18 protein-coding genes and 1 riboswitch are annotated in these 17,541 nt (G+C 71.5%); of the genes, 13 read left to right on the top strand and 5 right to left on the bottom strand.

What is annotated here, in order from left to right; all coding sequences use genetic code 11:
• Positions 1–73: 73 nt before the first annotated feature.
• Together FXF60_RS09095 and FXF60_RS09100 are read right to left on the bottom strand one after the other, a co-directional pair.
• Positions 74–433 carry a fluoride efflux transporter FluC gene (locus FXF60_RS09095; RefSeq protein WP_151525657.1) on the bottom strand — a complete coding sequence of 120 codons (360 nt, stop codon included), beginning with the start codon at positions 431–433 and terminating at the stop codon, positions 74–76.
• A gap of 8 nt (positions 434–441) precedes the next feature.
• Entirely contained in the window at positions 442–849 is a 408-nt protein-coding gene (locus FXF60_RS09100; protein WP_151525658.1) for a fluoride efflux transporter FluC, read from the bottom strand.
• A 124-nt stretch (positions 850–973) separates the two neighbouring features.
• Between FXF60_RS09100 and FXF60_RS09105 the strand changes: the two genes are divergently transcribed.
• The 6 genes from FXF60_RS09105 (at position 974) to FXF60_RS09130 (ending at position 7,700) form a co-directional block, all read left to right on the top strand.
• A complete protein-coding gene (locus tag FXF60_RS09105) occupies positions 974–2,419 on the top strand; it encodes a hemolysin family protein (RefSeq protein WP_151525659.1) in 1,446 nt (481 codons plus the stop codon).
• Positions 2,416–3,516, top strand: coding sequence for a hemolysin family protein (locus tag FXF60_RS09110; RefSeq protein ID WP_151525660.1), 1,101 nt, complete (start codon positions 2,416–2,418; stop codon positions 3,514–3,516). Before FXF60_RS09105 ends, FXF60_RS09110 begins: the two co-directional genes overlap by 4 nt.
• Positions 3,517–3,753: 237 nt before the next feature.
• Positions 3,754–3,966, top strand: a complete 213-nt coding sequence (locus FXF60_RS09115; RefSeq protein ID WP_151525661.1) for a heavy-metal-associated domain-containing protein — start codon at positions 3,754–3,756, stop codon at positions 3,964–3,966.
• A 1-nt stretch (position 3,967) separates the two neighbouring features.
• Positions 3,968–4,960, top strand: coding sequence for a DUF8832 domain-containing protein (locus FXF60_RS09120; protein WP_151525662.1), 993 nt, complete (start codon positions 3,968–3,970; stop codon positions 4,958–4,960).
• 97 nt (positions 4,961–5,057) lie between these two features.
• Complete coding sequence (locus FXF60_RS09125) at positions 5,058–7,346, top strand: heavy metal translocating P-type ATPase (protein WP_151525761.1); 2,289 nt, start codon at positions 5,058–5,060, stop codon at positions 7,344–7,346.
• Between the two features lie 9 nt (positions 7,347–7,355).
• Positions 7,356–7,700, top strand: a complete 345-nt coding sequence (locus FXF60_RS09130) for an NADH-quinone oxidoreductase subunit A (protein WP_151525663.1) — start codon at positions 7,356–7,358, stop codon at positions 7,698–7,700.
• Positions 7,701–7,825: 125 nt separating this feature from the next.
• Here FXF60_RS09130 and FXF60_RS16670 read toward each other — a convergent pair whose 3' ends face one another.
• Positions 7,826–8,191, bottom strand: a complete 366-nt coding sequence (locus FXF60_RS16670) for a hypothetical protein (protein ID WP_202879598.1) — start codon at positions 8,189–8,191, stop codon at positions 7,826–7,828.
• Positions 8,192–8,203: 12 nt separating this feature from the next.
• Here FXF60_RS16670 and FXF60_RS16675 point away from each other — a divergent pair, with 12 nt between their 5' ends.
• The 7 genes from FXF60_RS16675 to FXF60_RS09165 are packed head-to-tail and all read left to right on the top strand — an operon-like array spanning position 8,204 to position 15,454.
• Positions 8,204–8,854: a hypothetical protein gene (locus FXF60_RS16675; RefSeq protein ID WP_202879599.1), complete on the top strand. Its 651-nt coding sequence runs from the start codon at positions 8,204–8,206 to the stop codon at positions 8,852–8,854.
• A complete protein-coding gene (locus FXF60_RS09140) occupies positions 8,847–9,827 on the top strand; it encodes a complex I subunit 1 family protein (protein WP_238335786.1) in 981 nt (326 codons plus the stop codon). Before FXF60_RS16675 ends, FXF60_RS09140 begins: the two co-directional genes overlap by 8 nt.
• Complete coding sequence (locus FXF60_RS09145; protein WP_238335787.1) at positions 9,815–10,396, top strand: NADH-quinone oxidoreductase subunit J; 582 nt, start codon at positions 9,815–9,817, stop codon at positions 10,394–10,396. The genes FXF60_RS09140 and FXF60_RS09145 overlap by 13 nt, the downstream gene beginning before the upstream one ends.
• Positions 10,393–10,695: an NADH-quinone oxidoreductase subunit NuoK gene (locus tag FXF60_RS09150; protein ID WP_151525665.1), complete on the top strand. Its 303-nt coding sequence runs from the start codon at positions 10,393–10,395 to the stop codon at positions 10,693–10,695. The genes FXF60_RS09145 and FXF60_RS09150 overlap by 4 nt, the downstream gene beginning before the upstream one ends.
• Positions 10,692–12,551, top strand: coding sequence for an NADH-quinone oxidoreductase subunit 5 family protein (locus FXF60_RS09155; protein ID WP_151525666.1), 1,860 nt, complete (start codon positions 10,692–10,694; stop codon positions 12,549–12,551). Before FXF60_RS09150 ends, FXF60_RS09155 begins: the two co-directional genes overlap by 4 nt.
• Complete coding sequence (locus tag FXF60_RS09160) at positions 12,548–14,044, top strand: complex I subunit 4 family protein (protein ID WP_238335788.1); 1,497 nt, start codon at positions 12,548–12,550, stop codon at positions 14,042–14,044. The genes FXF60_RS09155 and FXF60_RS09160 overlap by 4 nt, the downstream gene beginning before the upstream one ends.
• A gap of 15 nt (positions 14,045–14,059) precedes the next feature.
• Positions 14,060–15,454, top strand: a complete 1,395-nt coding sequence (locus FXF60_RS09165) for an NADH-quinone oxidoreductase subunit N (protein ID WP_202879600.1) — start codon at positions 14,060–14,062, stop codon at positions 15,452–15,454.
• Positions 15,455–15,618: 164 nt separating this feature from the next.
• Here the strand turns inward: FXF60_RS09165 and FXF60_RS16940 are convergent, their stop codons facing one another.
• Together FXF60_RS16940 and FXF60_RS09175 are read right to left on the bottom strand one after the other, a co-directional pair.
• Positions 15,619–16,446: a C40 family peptidase gene (locus tag FXF60_RS16940; RefSeq protein WP_151525667.1), complete on the bottom strand. Its 828-nt coding sequence runs from the start codon at positions 16,444–16,446 to the stop codon at positions 15,619–15,621.
• Positions 16,445–16,589, bottom strand: a riboswitch (cyclic di-AMP (ydaO/yuaA leader). It overlaps the preceding gene by 2 nt.
• Before the next feature lie 223 nt (positions 16,590–16,812).
• A complete protein-coding gene (locus FXF60_RS09175) occupies positions 16,813–17,508 on the bottom strand; it encodes an iron-dependent transcriptional repressor DtxR (RefSeq protein ID WP_151525668.1) in 696 nt (231 codons plus the stop codon).
• Between the last annotated feature and the right edge of the window lie 33 nt (positions 17,509–17,541).

Raw genomic sequence — 17,541 nt, forward strand, 5'->3', positions numbered from 1 at the left:
TCGTTCCTCCCACCGTAGGAGAGGACACCGACACTCCCCCGGACCTGGGGCACCCGTGTCTGTCCCCTCCGGCTCAGAGCAGCACGCTGGCGGCGCCGACGCCGAGCGCGGCGGCCAGCACCCCGAGGAGGAGGGACAGCCCGAGGTATGCCGCCGCGCGTCGCCGCGAGCGCCGGCCCAGCTGCCAGGTGTGGACCGCCAGGGTGCTCCACGTCGTCAGCGCCCCGCAGGCGCCCGTCCCGAGGAGCAGGAACGCCCACGTGGGGAGGCGGCCCCCGAGCCCGACCAGCACCCCGAGCGCGAGCGCGCCGACCACGTTGACGACCAGTGTCCCGCGCAGCGGCCCCAGCGGCGGCAGGGACGCCACGTGGCGCAGCAGCGCACCCAGCGCACCGCCGACGGCGACGCACGCGACGGCGAGCAGCACGGGCATACCCTCGATCATCGGTCGTCCCGACGGGTCGCGGCACCGCCGGCCAGCGCGGCGGCCGCCACGCACAGCAGCGGGGTCAGCACCAGGTAGAGACCTGCCAGCACCGGACGGTCGGCGCCCACCACGGCGACCTGCACGGCATACGTGGAGAAGGTGGTGAAGCCGCCGAGCAGACCGGTGCCGACCCCGGGTCGCAGCCACGGGGGGTGCGCACGGCGGTCGGTGTGGACGACCAGCCAGGCCAGCGCGGCGCTGCCCGCGACATTGACGAGCAGGGTCGACCACGGCCAGCCCTGCCCCAGGGGGACGAGCACCTCGACCCCCCACCGCAGCAGCGCGCCCACGGCACCGCCCAGCCCCACCGACACGAGTGCGGTGGGACCCAGGTGGTGGCCATGACCGGGAGACGAGGACACGGGGCGACCCTACCGACGGTCGTACACTGGACCACATGGATCGATCGGGCGCCGACGCGCAACCTCCGAGTCCCCAGCCGGGCGATGACCTCGCCCGGCTCACCCGAGGCGCGGGGGGCGCCTGATGCTCATCGCGGGCGGCGTGGCCGTCATCGTGATCCTCACCCTGATGACCGGCTACTTCGTGGCCCAGGAGTTCGCCTACGTCAGCGTGGACCGCGGGCGGCTCCGGCACCTCGCCGACGGCGGGGATGCCGCGGCTCAGCGGGCGCTCAAGGTCACCTCCCGGCTCTCGTTCACCCTGTCCGGAGCACAGTTCGGGATCACCGTGACGGCGCTGATGGTCGGCTACCTGGGCGAGGCGCTGCTGGTCCGCGGGCTCACCGACAGCTACGCGGACGCCGGCTGGCTGGCCCGGGCGGCGATGATCTCGATCTTCTCGATCGGCACCCTGGTCTTCTCCACCGTGCTCCAGATGGTCATCGGTGAGCTCGGCCCCAAGAACTGGGCCATCGCCCGACCGGTGCCGCTGGCGCGCGCCCTGTCCCGCAGCACGCTGATCTACCTGGCCGTCCTCGGCCCGGTGATCGCGCTCTTCGACAAGGCCTCCAACGCCCTGCTCCGCTCGGTCGGCATCGAGCCGGTGGAGGAGCTCCCCCAGGGGGCCACACCGGAGGACCTGACCCGGATCATCGCCGAGTCGCACAGCGGCGGCACCCTGGACGAGGACCTGTCCACCCTGCTGGAGCGTGGGCTCGCGTTCCGCGACCGCGTCGCCGAGGAGGTCATGACGCCGCGCACCTCGGTGCAGACGATCCAGGCCGACGAGCTGGCCGGCGTCGTGCTCGCGGCCCTGGAGAGCGGGCACGCGCGCTTCCCGGTGATCGGCCGGGACATCGACGACATCGTGGGGGTCATCGGGCTGCACGACCTGCTGGACGTCGAGCCGGAGGCCCGGCACTCGACCCTGGTGCGAGACCTCGCCGACGACGCGCTGATCCTGCCCGAGTCGTTGCCGCTCCCGCGGGTGCTGGAGGCGCTGCGCGAGGGCCACCAGCAGCTGGCCGTGGTCGTGGACGAGTACGGCGGCTTCGCCGGGATCGTCACCTTCGAGGACGTCGCCGAGGAGGTCGTCGGCGAGATCTGGGACGAGGACGACGACGAGGAGGCGACGAGCGCCGCGCGGGCGGGGGGCATCTGGGACCTGTCCGCGCGACTGCGCATCGACGAGGTCGCCCAGCTCACCGGCGTGGAGCTGCCCGAGCACGAGCACTACGACACCCTGTCCGGCCTGGTCCTGGACCAGCTCGGTCGGACCGCCGAGGACGGTGACAGCGTCGTGGTGACCTGGACCAGTCGGGACGGGGACGGCGAGGAGTACGTCCACCTCACCCGGATCGACGTGGTGAGCACCCAGCGCTTCGTCCCGGACGTCGTGACCCTGCACCCGATGGTCACCCGGTCGGCCGACGAGTGGCGCGAGCTCGGCGACGAGGAGCGCGAGCAGCTCGGGGACGGGCTGGTCATCGCCGCACCGCACGTCGACGACGAGATGGAGGTGGCCCGGTGAGCACCACCCAGGCCCTGCTGGTCAGCCTGGTGCTGCTGATCGCCAACGGCTTCTTCGTGGGAGCCGAGTTCGCCGTGGTCGCCGCGAAGCGGCACCGGCTGGAGGAGCGCGCCGAGGCCGGGAGCCGCGCGGCCCGGGCCGCCGTGGACGCCTCGCGCGAGCTCTCGCTCATGCTCGCCGGTGCGCAGCTGGGCATCACCCTGTGCACCCTGGCGCTGGGCGCCCTGGCCAAGCCGGCCGTCGCCTACCTGCTCGAGCCGGTGATCCACGCCCTGGGCGTCCCCGACGTGGCGGTGCACGCCATCGCCGTCGTCATCGCGGTCTCGATCGTCGTCTTCCTGCACATGGTGGTCGGTGAGATGGCGCCCAAGTCCTGGGCCATCTCCCACCCCGAGAGCTCGGCGATGATGCTGGCGCTGCCGTTCCGCGCCTTCACCTGGCTCGCCAGGCCGGTGCTCTGGCTGATGAACACGCTGGCCAACCTGCTGCTGCGGATCGGTGGCATCGACCCGGTGGACGCGCTGGGCAACGCCCAGACGCCCGCCGACCTGCAGCTGCTGCTGGCCCAGTCCTACGAGCACGGTGTGCTGGAGGACGCGGACCACCAGATCCTCACCGGCGCCCTGCGGCTGGAGGAGGAGACGGTCGAGGCGGTGATGTTCCCCACCACCGACGCGGTGACCGTCCCCCGGACCGCCACCGCGGCCGACGTGGAGCACATCAGTCACGACAGCGGCCGGTCCCGCCTCTTCGTGGTGGAGCCGACCGGGCGCCAGGGCCAGCAGCGCATCCGCGGGCTGGTCCACGTCCGCGACGCCATCCTGGCCTCCGCCCAGGGGCGTGGCGACCGGTCGCTGGGCGACTTCCTGCAGCCGGTGGCCTCCCTCCCCGCCTCGATGCCGTTGATCGATGCGGTCTCGAGCCTGCGGCAGCAGCGCGGTCAGCTGGCCCTGGTGCGCGACGACGCGGGCCGCGTGGTGGGCATGGCCTCGATGGAGGACATCCTGGAGCAGATCCTCGGCGAGTTCGACGACGAGTCGGACCCCGACACAACGGACGAGGCGGTCACCGCCCGGGCCCAGCCCTCCCCCGCCTGACTGAGACCCGGACCGCAGCTTGCCCGAAGGCCGGAAGCAGCGACGACGGAGACCGTCCTTCGCGCAGGCCGGCACAGAAGCAGCCCTCGCATGCGTGTCTCCGTCTGCTCGCGCTGCCCGGGTACGCACGACAGGCGACTCATCCTGTGACCGAGCGCGACGACCTCCAGTTGCTGGATACCCCATGGGGGTATAGAGTGCAACCGTCAGGACCCAACGACGTGAGGAGATCAGGACATGGCGACCACGACCGAGTTTCAGGTGACCGGGATGACCTGCGGACACTGCGAGGGATCGGTACGATCCGAGGTCTCGCAGGTCCCGGGCGTCACCGCGATCGAGGTCAGTGCTCAGACCGGGCAACTGGCCGTGACCAGCGAGCAGCCGGTCGATGATGCCGCCGTGATCGCGGCGGTCGACGAGGCTGGCTACGCCGCTGTCAGGAGCTGAGATGCAGGCGCCTGCGCGGCTCGGCCTCTACTCCGCCGGGCTGGTGGCCGTGTTCGCCGTGGCGTTCGCCACGGCGGGCGCGGTCGTCCCTGCCGACACCGTGCAGGCCTGGGCAGAGGGCAGCGGCGACCACGCCACCCACGACCAGGCAGCAGAGGATGTGACCGGCGCGGGCGGACGCGCCGGCCACGACGCGGCCCCGTCGCCCCTAGGACTGGGCGTGGCCTCCGACGGCTACCAGCTCACCGGCATCAGTGCCCCGACCGGCGCCGGCACCGACGGAGAGCTGTCGCTGACGGTGACCGGACCCGACGGGGCAGCAGTGACGGACTTCGAGACCGAGCACGAGGAGGAGCTGCACCTGATCGTCGTCCGCGCCGACGGGCAGCAGTTCCGCCACGTGCACCCCGAGAGGGACGCCGACGGCGCCTGGTCGATCCCGTGGCAGTGGGACGCGGCCGGCAGCTACCGGGTGTTCGCGGACTTCGTGCCCGGCCAGACCGGGGAGGGCATCACGCTCTCGACCACGCTGCAGGTGCCCGGCGACTACGCCTCGGTACCGGCCGAACCACTCGCCGAGACCACCGTGGACGGCTTCGACGTCGCGGTGACCGGTGACCTGGTCGCGGGCGAGTCCTCGGCGCTGACCATGACTATCACCCGCGACGGGGAGCCGGTCACGACGCTGGAGCCCTACCTGGGCGCGTACGGGCACCTGGTCGCGCTGCGCGACGGCGACCTGGCCTACCTGCACGTCCACCCCCACGGCGACGCACCTGCCGCCGGGCAGACGTCGGGACCGGAGGTCGCGTTCGATGTCACCGCGCCGACCGAGGGGCGATACCTGTTGTTCCTGGACTTCCAGACGGGCGGCCAGGTGCACACCGCGCCGCTGGTGATCGACACCGCCGGCACCAGCAGCGGCGGCCCGACCAGCACCGGCGACGGGCAGCGTCAGGACGAGCACGAGGCAGGAGAGGACCATGACCACTGAGAACGCGAGTACGGGCGGCATCGGTACGGAGAACGTCGGTGCCGGGAGCGTCGGCACCAGGGTCGATCTGACCGGCGTCGAGCTGCAGATCGGTGGCATGACGTGTGCGTCGTGCGCGAACCGGATCGAGAAGAAGCTGAACAAGCTCGACGGCATCACCGCGAGCGTGAACTACGCGACCGAGAAGGCCAGCGTCACCGCCCCGGAGGGCTATGACCCGCAGCTGCTGATCGCGGAGGTGGAGAAGACCGGCTACACCGCCGAGCTCCCTACCCCCAAGGGTGAGAAGCCCAGCGACGGGGATGAGGGCGAGTCCCGTGAGGACGCCGAGCTGCGCACGCTGCGCCAGCGGCTCATCGGTTCGGCGGTGCTCGCGGTCCCGGTGATCGCGATGGCGATGATCCCGGCGTTGCAGTTCGACTACTGGGGTTTCGCCTCCCTGGTCCTGGCCGCACCCGTGGTGGTGTGGGCGGGGTGGCCGTTCCACAAGGCGGCCTGGATGAACCTCAAGCACGGTGCCGCCACGATGGACACGCTCATCTCCGTGGGCACGAGCGCGGCGATGATCTGGTCGATCGTGGCGCTGTTCTTCGGCACCGCCGGCGACCGCGGCGTGGTCCACCCGTTCGAGCTCACCATTTCCCGCTCCGACGGCCTCGGGCACATCTACCTGGAGGTCGCCGCCGGGGTGATCACGTTCATCCTGCTGGGCCGCTACTTCGAGAAGCGTTCCAAGCGCCGCGCCGGAGCAGCCCTCCGTGCGCTGCTCGAGCTCGGCGCGAAGGAGGTCTCCGTCCTGCGGGGCGGCAAGGAGGAGCGGATCTCCACTGAGGAGTTGAGCGTCGGGGACGAGTTCGTGGTTCGGCCCGGCGAGAAGATCGCCACCGACGGCACCATCACCTCCGGTTCCAGCGCCATCGATGCGTCCTTGCTCACCGGCGAGTCGGTCCCGGTCGAGGTCGGCGAGGGCGACAGTGTCACCGGCGCGACCGTCAACGCCGGCGGACGCCTCGTCGTCCGCGCCACCCGCGTCGGGTCCGACACCCAGCTGGCGCAGATGGCCAAGCTCGTCGAGGACGCCCAGTCCGGCAAGGCCGAGATCCAGCGCCTGGCCGACCGCGTCTCCGGGGTGTTCGTGCCGATCGCGATCGCGATCGCCGTCGCCGCTCTCGGCGCCTGGATCGGTGCCGGGTTCCCGCTCAGTGCCGGGTTCACCGCCGCCGTGGCGGTGCTGATCATCGCCTGCCCGTGCGCCCTGGGCCTGGCCACCCCGACCGCGCTGCTGGTCGGCACCGGCCGCGGCGCCCAGATGGGTGTGCTCATCAAGGGCCCCGAGGTGCTGGAGTCCACCCGCAAGGTCGACACGATCGTCCTGGACAAGACCGGCACCGTCACCACCGGCAAGATGACCCTGACCGACGTGATCACCGCCGACGACACCGACCGGGCCGAGCTGCTGCGCCTGGCCGGCGGGCTGGAGGACTACTCCGAGCACCCCATCGCCCAGGCCGTCGCCACCGGCGCCGTCGCCGAGGTCGGCGACCTGCCGACCCCGGAGTCCTTCGACAACATCGAGGGCAAGGGCGTCCAAGGCGTCATCGACGGCCACGCCGTCCTGGCCGGCCGCGAGTCGCTGCTGGCGGACTGGTCGATCCACCTCGACGAGGACCTCAAGGCCGCGAAGCAGGCCGCCGAGGCCGAGGGCAAGACGGCCATCGCTGTCGGCTGGGACGGGGCAGCCCGCGGCGTGCTGGTCGTGTCCGACCAGATCAAGCCCACCTCTGCCGAGGCGATCCGCCAGTTCACCGACCTGGGGCTGACGCCGGTGCTGCTGACCGGCGACAACCAGGCCGTGGCTCAGCAGGTCGCCGCCGAGGTCGGCATCACCCAGGTGATCGCCGAAGTCATGCCCAAGGACAAGGTCGATGTCGTCGCCCGCCTGCAGGGCGAGGGCAAGGTCGTCGCCATGGTGGGCGACGGCGTCAACGACGCCCCCGCCCTGGCTCAGGCCGACCTCGGCCTGGCGATGGGGACCGGCACCGACGTCGCGATCGAGGCCGCCGACATCACCCTGGTGCGCGGCGACCTGCGCGCCGCCGCGGACGCGATCCGGCTGTCGCGCAAGACGCTGGGCACGATCAAGACCAACCTGTTCTGGGCCTTCGCCTACAACACCGCCGCCATCCCCCTGGCCGCCTTCGGGCTGCTCAACCCCATGCTCGCCGGTGCCGCGATGGCCCTCTCGTCGGTGTTCGTCGTCTCCAACAGCCTGCGGCTGCGGACCTTCAAGGCCAAGGCCGACGACCAGGCCGCACCCGCCGGCGGCACTCCGACACCGGCACGTGCACCCGTGGACGCGCCGTCGACAGCAGGCTCGGCGCGCTGAGGGCGATCGATGTATCTCGGGATCATCGTGGTGGCTGCCGTCGTCGTGACCTCGGTGCTGGGGATGTATGCCCTGCACCGGGCGACGACGCTGGCCGCGCATCCCCTGCACGCCTTGCCCTTCGAGTCGGGATCTGTCCCCCAGCAACATGCTCTGTCCCGCTACCACGTGCGGTGGTACGTCGCGTCAGTGATCTTCCTCGCCTTCGACGTGGAGATGCTCTTCATGTACCCCTGGGCCGTTGTCGTGGTCCAGGTCGGGGTGTCCGCGATCCTGGAGATGTTCCTCTTCCTCGGCGCCCTGTTCGTCGCCGTTCTCTGGGCCTGGCGCGAGGGGGCGTTCCGATGGGTCTGAGGGACGCCATGGCCAGGTCGGCGGCCCGCCACGCGCACGTCCTGGTCGTGGAGACACCCGGGTGGGACGGGACCCGAATGGCTGCCGAGCGCGCGGTGCTGGACCGCGGGTGGCGGCTCGCCCGGTCACCGGCAGACGCGGACGTCCTTGTCGTCTGCGGGTCGCCCGGTCCGACGCTGAACGAGGCGGTAGACCTTGTATGGCACCAGATGCCGGGCCCGCGGGTGCGGGTCGACATCCGCGACCGTAGCGATGTCTCCCCAGCCCTCGTGGACGCGCAGGCCAGGTTGCTCGACGAGGACCGCCACCGGCGCGACGCCCATGATCGTCCCGAGGCGCCAGACCTGCTCGACGGGCGCCGAACTGGCGACGGGGCAGGGCACCGGGGGTCCGAGGATCCTGGGGCAGGCGAAGCCCCGCAAAGGAGTGAGGACCACCGGAACGACGACCACGTCGAGGGGCACGCAGACCACGACGCCCACGCGGGTCACGGGGACATGGGGATGTCGCCGGGTGGCATCCGCCTGGCGGAGGGGGCTGAAGACCGGGACGGGCTGGAGATGGACCTCCTCGAGGTGCGGCTGGGGCCGGTCTTGCCGCACTGGCCGGCAGGCCTGGTGCTGCACTGCTCGCTGCAGGGGGACATCGTCACGGACGCGCGCGCCGAGGTGGTCAGCGCCGCGGACCAGGGTGGAGATCGGGTTGGGCCGCGGGCCAGGGCGCTGGACCAGGTCGTGTCCATGCTGACGATCGCCGGGTGGGACGACGCAGCGGAGCAGGCCCGGCGGGTCCGAGACTCCTCACCAGTCAGTAGGGTCGGGCGAGCAGGGCTCGCGCGGCTGCGGCGTCGGGTGCGTCGCTCCTGGCCGTTGCGCTGGTCGATGCGTGGCCTGGGACCACTGACCGCGGACGACGTCCGTCTCCTTGGCCTTCCCGCGGACGTCGCGGGTGATGCCTACGACCGGCTCGTCGGTCTGCTGGCGCGCGCTGAGGCGGCGCCGCCGCCCGAGGACCGTCCAGGGATCCCGGTCGACGAACTGGCCGGGGTGGTCGTGGGTCTGGACCTCGCCGCCGTGCGTCTCATCATCGCCGGTCTCGACGTCGGCCCGCGGCGCGCCGCTCTGGGAGCTCTGCCGGAGGCAAACCGTGGGTGAGTCGCTCGAGTCCTCGCTCCCGCGGGACGGGGTCCTACCGGTCGTCACTGTCGCGCCCGGCTGGGGGATCGGGGTGGTGGCCGTGCTCGGCGCCCTGGTCATCGTCGCGGCTGTGCTCGATGGCGTCCTGTGCGCGCGCTCTGCGGGATCATCGCTGGGTGTCGGCGGCGGAGCTGGCCGGCCGTTGGGCGAGGCGGCTCGGTTGATGCGGCAGCGCCGCCGCACCACCGTGCAGGCTGACACCCTGCTCTGGCGCGTCGGTGGAGCTGGGCTCGTCGTCGCAGCGGCCCTGATGGTTGCGGTGGTGCCCCTGGGCCGGTGGACGGTCGCCGACCTCGACGTGGGCGTCGTCTGGTTCAACGCGATGGACGTCATGGTCTGGGCCGTGGTGTGGCTGACCGGGTGGGGCGCCAACTCGACGCACGCGCTGGTCGGGGGGTACCGGTTCCTGGCGCATGGCCTGGGTTACGAGTTGCCTCTGATGTTTGCCCTCGTCGCCCCGGCGATCGCTGCGGGAAGCCTCAACGTCGGCATGGTCGCCGCCGCGCAGGACGGGGTGTGGTTCGCCGTCTGGATGCCGGTGGCGTTCGCTGTATACCTGCTGGGGGTGGCCGGATTCTCGGTGTGGGGGCCGTTCGCCCCGGCGCTGGGTGTTGACATCGCCGGCGGCGTGCGGGCCGAGCTGTCCGGGGTGGACCGGCTGCTGTTCGAGACAGGACGCTACGCGCTGCTCGCCGCCGGGGCAGCCTTCGCGGTTCCGATGTTTCTGGGCGGTGGGGCCGGGCCGGTGCTGCCGGGCTGGGCCTGGGTCCTGCTCAAGACCCTGGCCGTGCTCTCCCTGCTGGTCTGGGCACGCCGCAAGCTCCCCGCCCTGCGTCCGGACACGTTCATGGAGCTGGGCTGGTTGGTGCTGCTCCCCGCAGTGCTGGTGCAGGACCTGCTCGTCGCCGTCGTCGCGGTATGGAGGTCCTGACCGTGGTGGTCGTCGACGTCGCTTTCTGGGTGCTGGGTCTGGTGGCGGTCCTGGGCGGTGCGGTGGTCTTCGTCGTGGACTCGATGGCCCGGGCCACGTACGGCCTCGCCGTGTCCTTCGTCGCGGTAGGGGTGCAGGTGCTGATGCTTCAGCAGAGCTATGTCGGCGTGGTCATCATCCTCATGATGGTCATGGAGATGGCGGTCATGGCGGTCTACATGGTGATGTTCATGGGGATGAACCCGGCCCTGATGCCGATGAGCATGGTGCACAGCAACCGGACCGCCCTCGCCGCAGCGGTTCTGGCCTTCCTCATCCTGGCGGCCGGGATCCTGCTGGTGGACTGGCCCACCCGTCGGGGCAATCCTCAACCCGACGTCACGGTGGCGTTGGGTGAAGCTCTCATGGGGCGGCAGATGCTGGTCATGGCCGTCATCAGCCCGGTCATGGTCGCCACCATCGTGGCCGGGGTGGTGCTCGCCGCGCCCCGCACCCGGTACGACCGGCTCGGCGACGACCTAAGGCGGCGCCCGGCCGACGACCACCAGCCCGGTGGGGTGGGCCGATGACCCTGGAAGCCGCTCTGCTCATCGCCGCGGCGATCTTCTCCGTCGGTCTCTACGGCGCGATCTCTCAACAGGTCGTGGTGATGGTGATGATGGGCCTGGAGCTGATGATCAACGCGGTCATCCTCGCCGCGGCCGCCTGCTGGTGGTTCCTGGCGCCCGACCCTACGGGACAGGTCTTGCTCCTGGTCATCATCGCCGCGATGACGCTGGAGATGGCTATGGGGTTCGCCGTCGCCACCTTGCTGCACCGGTCCCGCCGGGTCGACATGACCGACATGGCGACGGACCTCACCCGATGAGTCAGTCCACCGCTGAGACCGCTCTGTGGCTCCTCGTGCTGCTGCCAGCGCTGGTCGGTGCCGCTCTGACGCTCCTTCGTCCACAGCGCGCGGCGGTCACCGCCTCCCTGGTCACGGCAGGAGTCACGGCTGCTCTGGCGCTCTTCGTGAGCGTGACCGGGCCGCAGGTGGGAGTGCCGTTCATGGCCGGCAGCCACCTCGCGCTCGGGGTCGACCCCCTGTCGGCGCTCGTCGTCCCCACGATCGCGGTCGTGACCCTTCTGGTGCTCCTCTTCTCCGCGGGTGAGATCCAACGGTCCCGCGCCCGCTTCCATGGGCTCATGCTCCTCTTCGCCGCCGGTGCGTTGCTGACTGCCACCGCGCAGACGCTGCCCGCGCTTCTCCTGGCCTGGGAGGTCATGGGCGCGACCTCCTTCGCCCTCGTCGGCTTCTGGTGGCACGAGCAGCGCAGGGTCCGCGCCGGCACCACCGCCTTCCTGGTGACCCGGGCGGCTGACCTGGGCCTCTACCTGGCGGGTGGGGCGGCTCTCGCCGGCGGCGGCGGGCTGGCACTGACGGATCTGTCGGCCGCGGACGACGCCTGGCGGCACGTCCTGGCCGGTGGTGTGCTCGTCGCTGCCCTCGGCAAGGCGGCCCAGCTCCCGTTCTCGTTCTGGCTGTCCAGGGCGATGGAGGGCCCCAGCCCGGTCAGCGCGCTGCTGCACTCGGCCGCGATGGTGGCCATGGGCGGCTACCTGCTGCTACGCACCGAGCCGCTGCTCGCCTCGACGGGATGGGCCGGGCCTGCCGCCGCCTGGGTCGGCGCGAGCACCGCGCTCCTCCTGGGTGCTGTGGCGCTAGCCCAGCAGGACCTCAAACAGCTGCTCGCTGCTTCCACCTCGGCCCAGCTGGGCTTCGTCGTGATGGGGGCCGGGCTGGGCACGGTGGGTGGGGGCGCCGCTCACCTCGTGGCGCACGCCTCGACCAAGGCGCTGCTCTTCCTCGCTGCCGGGGCCTGGCTCAACGCCTTGGGCACCAAGCACCTGACCGGCCTGCGCGGGGTCGCCCGGCGCTGGCCGCTGGTCGGCTGGGCCAGCACCCTGGGGGTGCTCTCGCTGGCTGGGGTGGCACCCCTCGCGCTGTGGGCGACCAAGGATGCCGTGCTGGCCGCGGCGCTGGCCCGGTCACCCTGGTTGTTTGCCGTGGGCATGGCCGCGGCTGCCTTGTCCGCCGCCTACTCCGGCAGGATCCTTCTCGCCGTCTGGGGTCGCGTCCCCGCGCAGGACCGCACCCGCGTGAAGGAGCATCTCGACGAGGAGCAGCCGGGCACCGGCCACATCGGCCTGCTCGAGCGTCTGCCGATGCTGGCGCTCGCCCTCGGCGCGGTGACCTTGGGTCTGCTCGCGCTCCCCCCGGTGGGTGACACCTTCGCCCGCGCCCTCGGGGAGGAACCCGCGCACCCGGGCATGGCTGAGATGGCCGGGTCCGCGGGCATCGCGCTCCTCATGCTCGCCCTCGTCTGGTGGCGCCCGCCTCCCCGCCCCCGCTTGGCCCGCCACTGGCTCGGGCTGGAGACGGCAGCCCGGACCACCGTCGTGGTCCCGACGCTGGCGCTGGCCCGGGCTCTTGCACGGTTCGACGACCGGGTCCTGGACCGGGGGGTCGGCGCGATGGCGGTGGGTGCCATCAGCGTGGCGCGGCAGGTGGCCGCTGTCGACGACCACCGGGTCGACGGTCTGGTGGAAGGGCTTGCGGCCCGCGTCCGTCGGCTGGGCCAGGTGGCGCGGCGCCCCCAGAGCGGGCAGCTTCATCACTACTACGTCCAAGCCGTCGCCGTCCTCGTGGTCGGCGTCCTTCTCCTGCTCACGGTGAGGTGACTGTGCTCAGTCTGATCATCTTCCTGCCCCTGCTCGGCGCGGTGGCCCTCGTCGTCATCCCACGCCTGGACGGTGCAGCCGCACGGTGGCTCTGGGTGGTGGTCGCGGCCGCCGACCTGGCCCTCGTCACCGGCCTGTGGCTGGCCTACGAGCCACCGGGGGCAGGCCGGCTGGCCTTCGAGGAGCGGGCGCGGTGGATCCCGGGGGTCGACAGCAGCTACCACGTAGGTGTGGACGGCCTGTCGCTGCCGCTCATGGCGATGACAGCCGTGATCTTCCTGGCCTGCGCGGTCTTCGCCCTCCGCGACCAGGACCGGCCTCGCACCCGGGCGGCGCTCTTCCTCTTCCTGCAGAGCGTGAGCCTGGGCCTGTTCGCCGCCGCCGACCTCATCCTGTTCTTCCTCTTCTTCGACCTGTCCATCGTCGGGATGTACTTCGTCATCGCCGGGTGGGGCCACGGGGACCGCGGCCGCTCGGCGATGAAGTTCTTCCTCTACACCTTCCTGGGTTCGCTGTCCCTGCTCGCAGGGTTCATCGGGCTCTACGTCGCTGCTGAGCCGCATACCTTCGACATGGTCGAGCTGGCCGAGCAGACCCCGCTCGACGGGTCGCCGACGGCCGGCGGGCTGGTGCTCGCGGCGATCCTGCTGGGGCTGGCGGTCAAGACGCCCACGGTGCCGTTCCACACCTGGTTGCCGCCGGCGCATACCGACGCCCCCGCGGTCGGGTCGGCAGTGCTCGCCGGTGTCCTGCTGAAGATGGGCACCTATGGATTCGTCCGGATCGCGATGCCGATGCTGCCCGAGGCCTGGCGGGCCTGGGCCTGGGTGGTCCTCGTGGTCGGCATCGTCTCGGTCGTGTACGGCGCGCTGGTCGCGCTCGCCCAGACCGACCTCAAGCGGATGATCGCCTACACCTCGGTCAACCACATGGGCTATGTGGTGCTGGCCGTCGGTGCCGCGGGCATCCTGACCGAGGGCACCGCCCAGGCTCGGTCGGTCGCAGTCACCGGTGCGGTGACGCAGATGGTCAGCCACGGCCTCATCACTGCCGCCCTGTTCCTGCTCGTTGGCGTGTTCTGGGAGCGCGCGGGCACCTACGATCTGGGCTCCTACGGCGGACTGGCCGGTCCCGCACCGCGCCTGGCCACGCTCTTCGCCCTCGGCGCGTTCGCATCACTCGGGCTGCCCGGCCTGTCCGGGTTCATCGCCGAGTTCCAGGTCTTCGCCGGGAGCATCGCCGTGGCGCCAGTGACCGCGATCGCGCTGGTCGGCCTCCTGCTCACCGCCGCGCTGTTCCTGCGGGCCCTGCAACGCCTCTTCTCCGGCCCCACCGACGGCGCCTCACGAGGATTCGGCGACCTGCGTCCGGCCGAACTCTGGTCGGTGGCTCCGCTGCTGGCGCTCTCTCTGCTCATCGGAGTCTTGCCACGGCCACTGCTCGGCGTGGTCGAGCCCGCTGCAGACCTCGTCGTCCAGCTCGTCGGGAGGTAGGCCGCGGTGGAGTCCATGGCGATGCGACCACTGCTGTTGCTGCCGGAGATCGTGCTCTTCGTCGGCGGGCTCGCGGTGCTGCTCGGCGGGTCCTTCCTGCCGCGCACCCGCCAGTGGGTCACCCGGGTCATCGCCGGTGTCGCCTCGGTCGTCGCGGCCGTCCTCGGCGCGGTCGCCATGTCCGGTACGTCGACGACGGCCATGGAGGGAACCTTCATCGTGGACACGACCACCGGGGTCGCGCGTCTCGTCGCCGCGCTCGGTGCCTTGGTGGTGCTCGCGCTGGCGGCGGACGAGATCGATGCCAGCCCCCGGGAGAGCGAAGCCTATGCGCTGCTGCTCTTCTCCACCGCCGGGACACTGGTCCTCGCCGGAGCGGACGACCTGCTCGTCGTCGCGGTCGGGTTCCTCCTGGCCAGCGTTCCGCTCTACGGGCTCATCGGCATCACGGGCACCGCCCTGGGGGCTGAGGCTGCGATGAAGACCTACTTGCTCGGCGCGCTCCTCGGCATCCTCCTGCTGGCCGGTATCACCCTGCTCTACGGTGTGGCGGCCACCACGTCGTACGCAGAGCTGACCGACCGGCTCGCCGAGGCGCCGACAGGGGTGGTCGCCGCAGGCCTCGTCGGGGTGCTGGGCGGGCTGATGTTCAAGGCTGGTGGCGTTCCGGGACACTTCTGGGTCCCCGATGCGGCGCAGGGAGCCGGCGGTGCGGTCGCGGCCTTTCTCACGACCGTGCCGAAGATCGGTGCGGTCATCGCCGTGTACCGCCTCGTCAGCGTCCTGCCCGGCACGCTGGCCTGGCCGGCTCTGGTCGCCGCTCTGGCGGTCGCGAGCATGACGTTGGGCAACCTCGCCGCCTACGGGCAGACCGATCCCAGACGACTTCTCGGCTGGTCCACCGTCAGCCAGGTGGGCTACCTGCTCGTCCCGGTCGCGGTCGCCGGGCGCAGCGACCTGGCGCTGCCTTCGCTACTGCTCTACCTGGCCGGCTACACCGTGACCAACCTGGCAGCCTTCGCCGTGACGACCGCTCTTCCGACAGGGCGCGAGCTGGCCGCCTACCGCGGGATGGCCAGGTCCTACCCGTGGCTCGGGGCGGCGCTGGCCGTGGCGCTGCTCGGGCTGCTGGGGACCCCGCCCACCGTGGTCTTCGTCGGCAAGCTGACGATCACAGCCGCGGCCTGGGACGCCGGCTACGCCTGGCTAGGCGTACTCGCCCTCCTCAACACCCTCGTCAGCCTGTTCTACTACCTGCGCTGGATCGCCGCCCTCTACGCCCACCCCACGGGGCAGCTCCCGGAGACCCGCGCACCACTCTCCTGGTCACGCACGGCTGCCCTCGTCACCGCCGCCCTCAGCGTGCTCCTCGGCATCGGCGCCGGACCCCTGTGGACCATCTTGGCCTGACTCCCCGTCTCAGAGGCGGTCCCGGAGGAGCTCCGCCCCGGGCACAGCACCTCGGCGAGCGGGACACCGCATTGGGGGCGCCCTCGCGACGCACCCTCACGGGGATGCCGATAGGCCCCGACCAGTGCGGTCGGGGCCTATCGGTCAGGCTGGTGCGTGCTCGGTCAGCCCACGCGGCCGTAGCCGGAGACGCCGGGGAAAACCTCGCGCAGGGATAGCACCTTGCCCGGGGTCGGCGAGTCGTACATCATGCCGTTCCCGGCGTAGATGCCGATGTGGTAGGCCGGGTACCCGTAGAAGACCAGGTCACCGGGCTGCGGGGTGCTCACCGGCGTGGCGAAGGCCTGCTGCTGGGCTGCCGTGCGCGGCAGACTGATACCCACCTGGGCGAAGACATAGCTCGTGAAGCCAGAGCAGTCGAAGCCGGCAGGCGTGCTGCCACCCCACTGGTAAGGGGTACCGACGTACTGCGAGGCGATGCCTACCACCCCACCGGTAGCGGCGGGCGCGGCGGCAGCGGCCGGCTGCGGCTCCGGCTCGGCCTGCACGGCGGGCTCGGGCTCGGCCGCGGGCTCCGCGGTGGCGGCGCGCTCGTTGGTCCGGCTGGCGCTGGTCTCCTCACGGGTGGCGACCTGCTCGGCGACCGGCTCCTCGACGGTGGGCTCGGCCTCGGCGACCGGCTCCTCCTCGACGGGGGTGTAGGCGCTGAACCCGCTGATCCCGAAGGAGGCGAGCTCGATGTCCTCGGGGGCGGCCGCGGCCTCGGCCGGGCGGTCCACCGTCACGGTGCGGTCGGCGCTGACTCCCGCGCCCAGGCGCAGCAGGCCCTCGCCCCGCTCCTGGGACAGGTCGGGGGTGGCCGTGGCGCTCAGGGTGGCGCCGGCCAGCAGGCCCGTGGACGTGGCCGCGACGGCGGCGGTGCGGGTCAGGGTGCTTCCGGTCGCGCTGAGGCGACTGGGCCGACGGTGGCGGCCCGTGGTGCGCTGCGTCATGTAGATCCTCCAGTGCCTGCGGGGTCAGCTGTCGGGCTAGGGCTGGAGTGCCCCTGGGCCAACGTCTGCGGCCCTACGCCCCGAGGAGCGACACGGCTCCATGAGGTGGTTCCCCCGCTCCTGTCAAGCGGTGTTGTTACGTGCCACGGCCCCGAGTGCGCGCGGACAGGATTAGGCGGTCACGCGCCGGGGATCCCCCCAGGGAGGAGGACTCGACGAGACTACACAGAGCGGCTGACAAATGTCACGTTCAGGTAACGACGTTGTGGACAACTCGTGAAGACCTCACCCGTCACAAGCCCTGTGACCTGCATAGATGCCGATGTAGTTGACCGCTTTCCCAGGTTACGCGTGAGCCATCTCACATCACGACGACGTCTCGGCGACGCAGAAGATGTGTGCGGCGACGTCGGTCGGGAGCGACACCGCCTCACCGTCGGCGGCCTCCACGATGGTCCGGCCGTCCTCGCCCCAGACGTCGACCGCTGCCCCGGGACGCACCCCTGACTCGAGCAGCAGCCCCAGCACCTCGGGGTCGACCTGGACCGGCTCCCCCAGCCGGACGATCTGGGTGGAGGTGCGCCCGTCGCGCTCGGCGACCTCGCTGCTCGGGATCCCGTGCGCGGCGGGTGCGGCGGCCTGCCCCAGCTCGTCCAGCCCGGGGATCGGGTTGCCGTAGGGAGAGCAGGCGCCGTCCTCGACGAGCTCCAGGATGCGCTTCTCCACCTGCTCGCTCATGACGTGCTCCCACCGGCACGCCTCGTCGTGGACGTAGGCGGGGTCGAGCCCGATGACGTCCGTCAGCAGGCGCTCGGCGAGCCGGTGCTTGCGCATCACCCGGACCGCCGCCCCGCGACCCTTCCCGGTGAGCACCAGGTGCCGGTCCTCGGCCAGCTCCAGCAGGCCGTCGCGCTCCATCCGCGCCACCGTCTGCGAGACGGTGGGCCCGGACTGGCCGAGCCGCTCCGCGATGCGGGCGCGCATCGGCAGCACGCCGTCCTCCTCCAGCTCGAAGATGGTCTTGAGGTACATCTCGGTCGTGTCGATGAGATCGCCGCTCACGGTGCCATCCTAAGCGTCCTCGGGGACAGTCGT

The sequence above is a fragment of the Serinicoccus kebangsaanensis genome, assembly GCF_008919445.1.
In the GTDB taxonomy this organism is placed as follows: Bacteria; Actinomycetota; Actinomycetes; order Actinomycetales; family Dermatophilaceae; genus Ornithinicoccus; species Ornithinicoccus kebangsaanensis.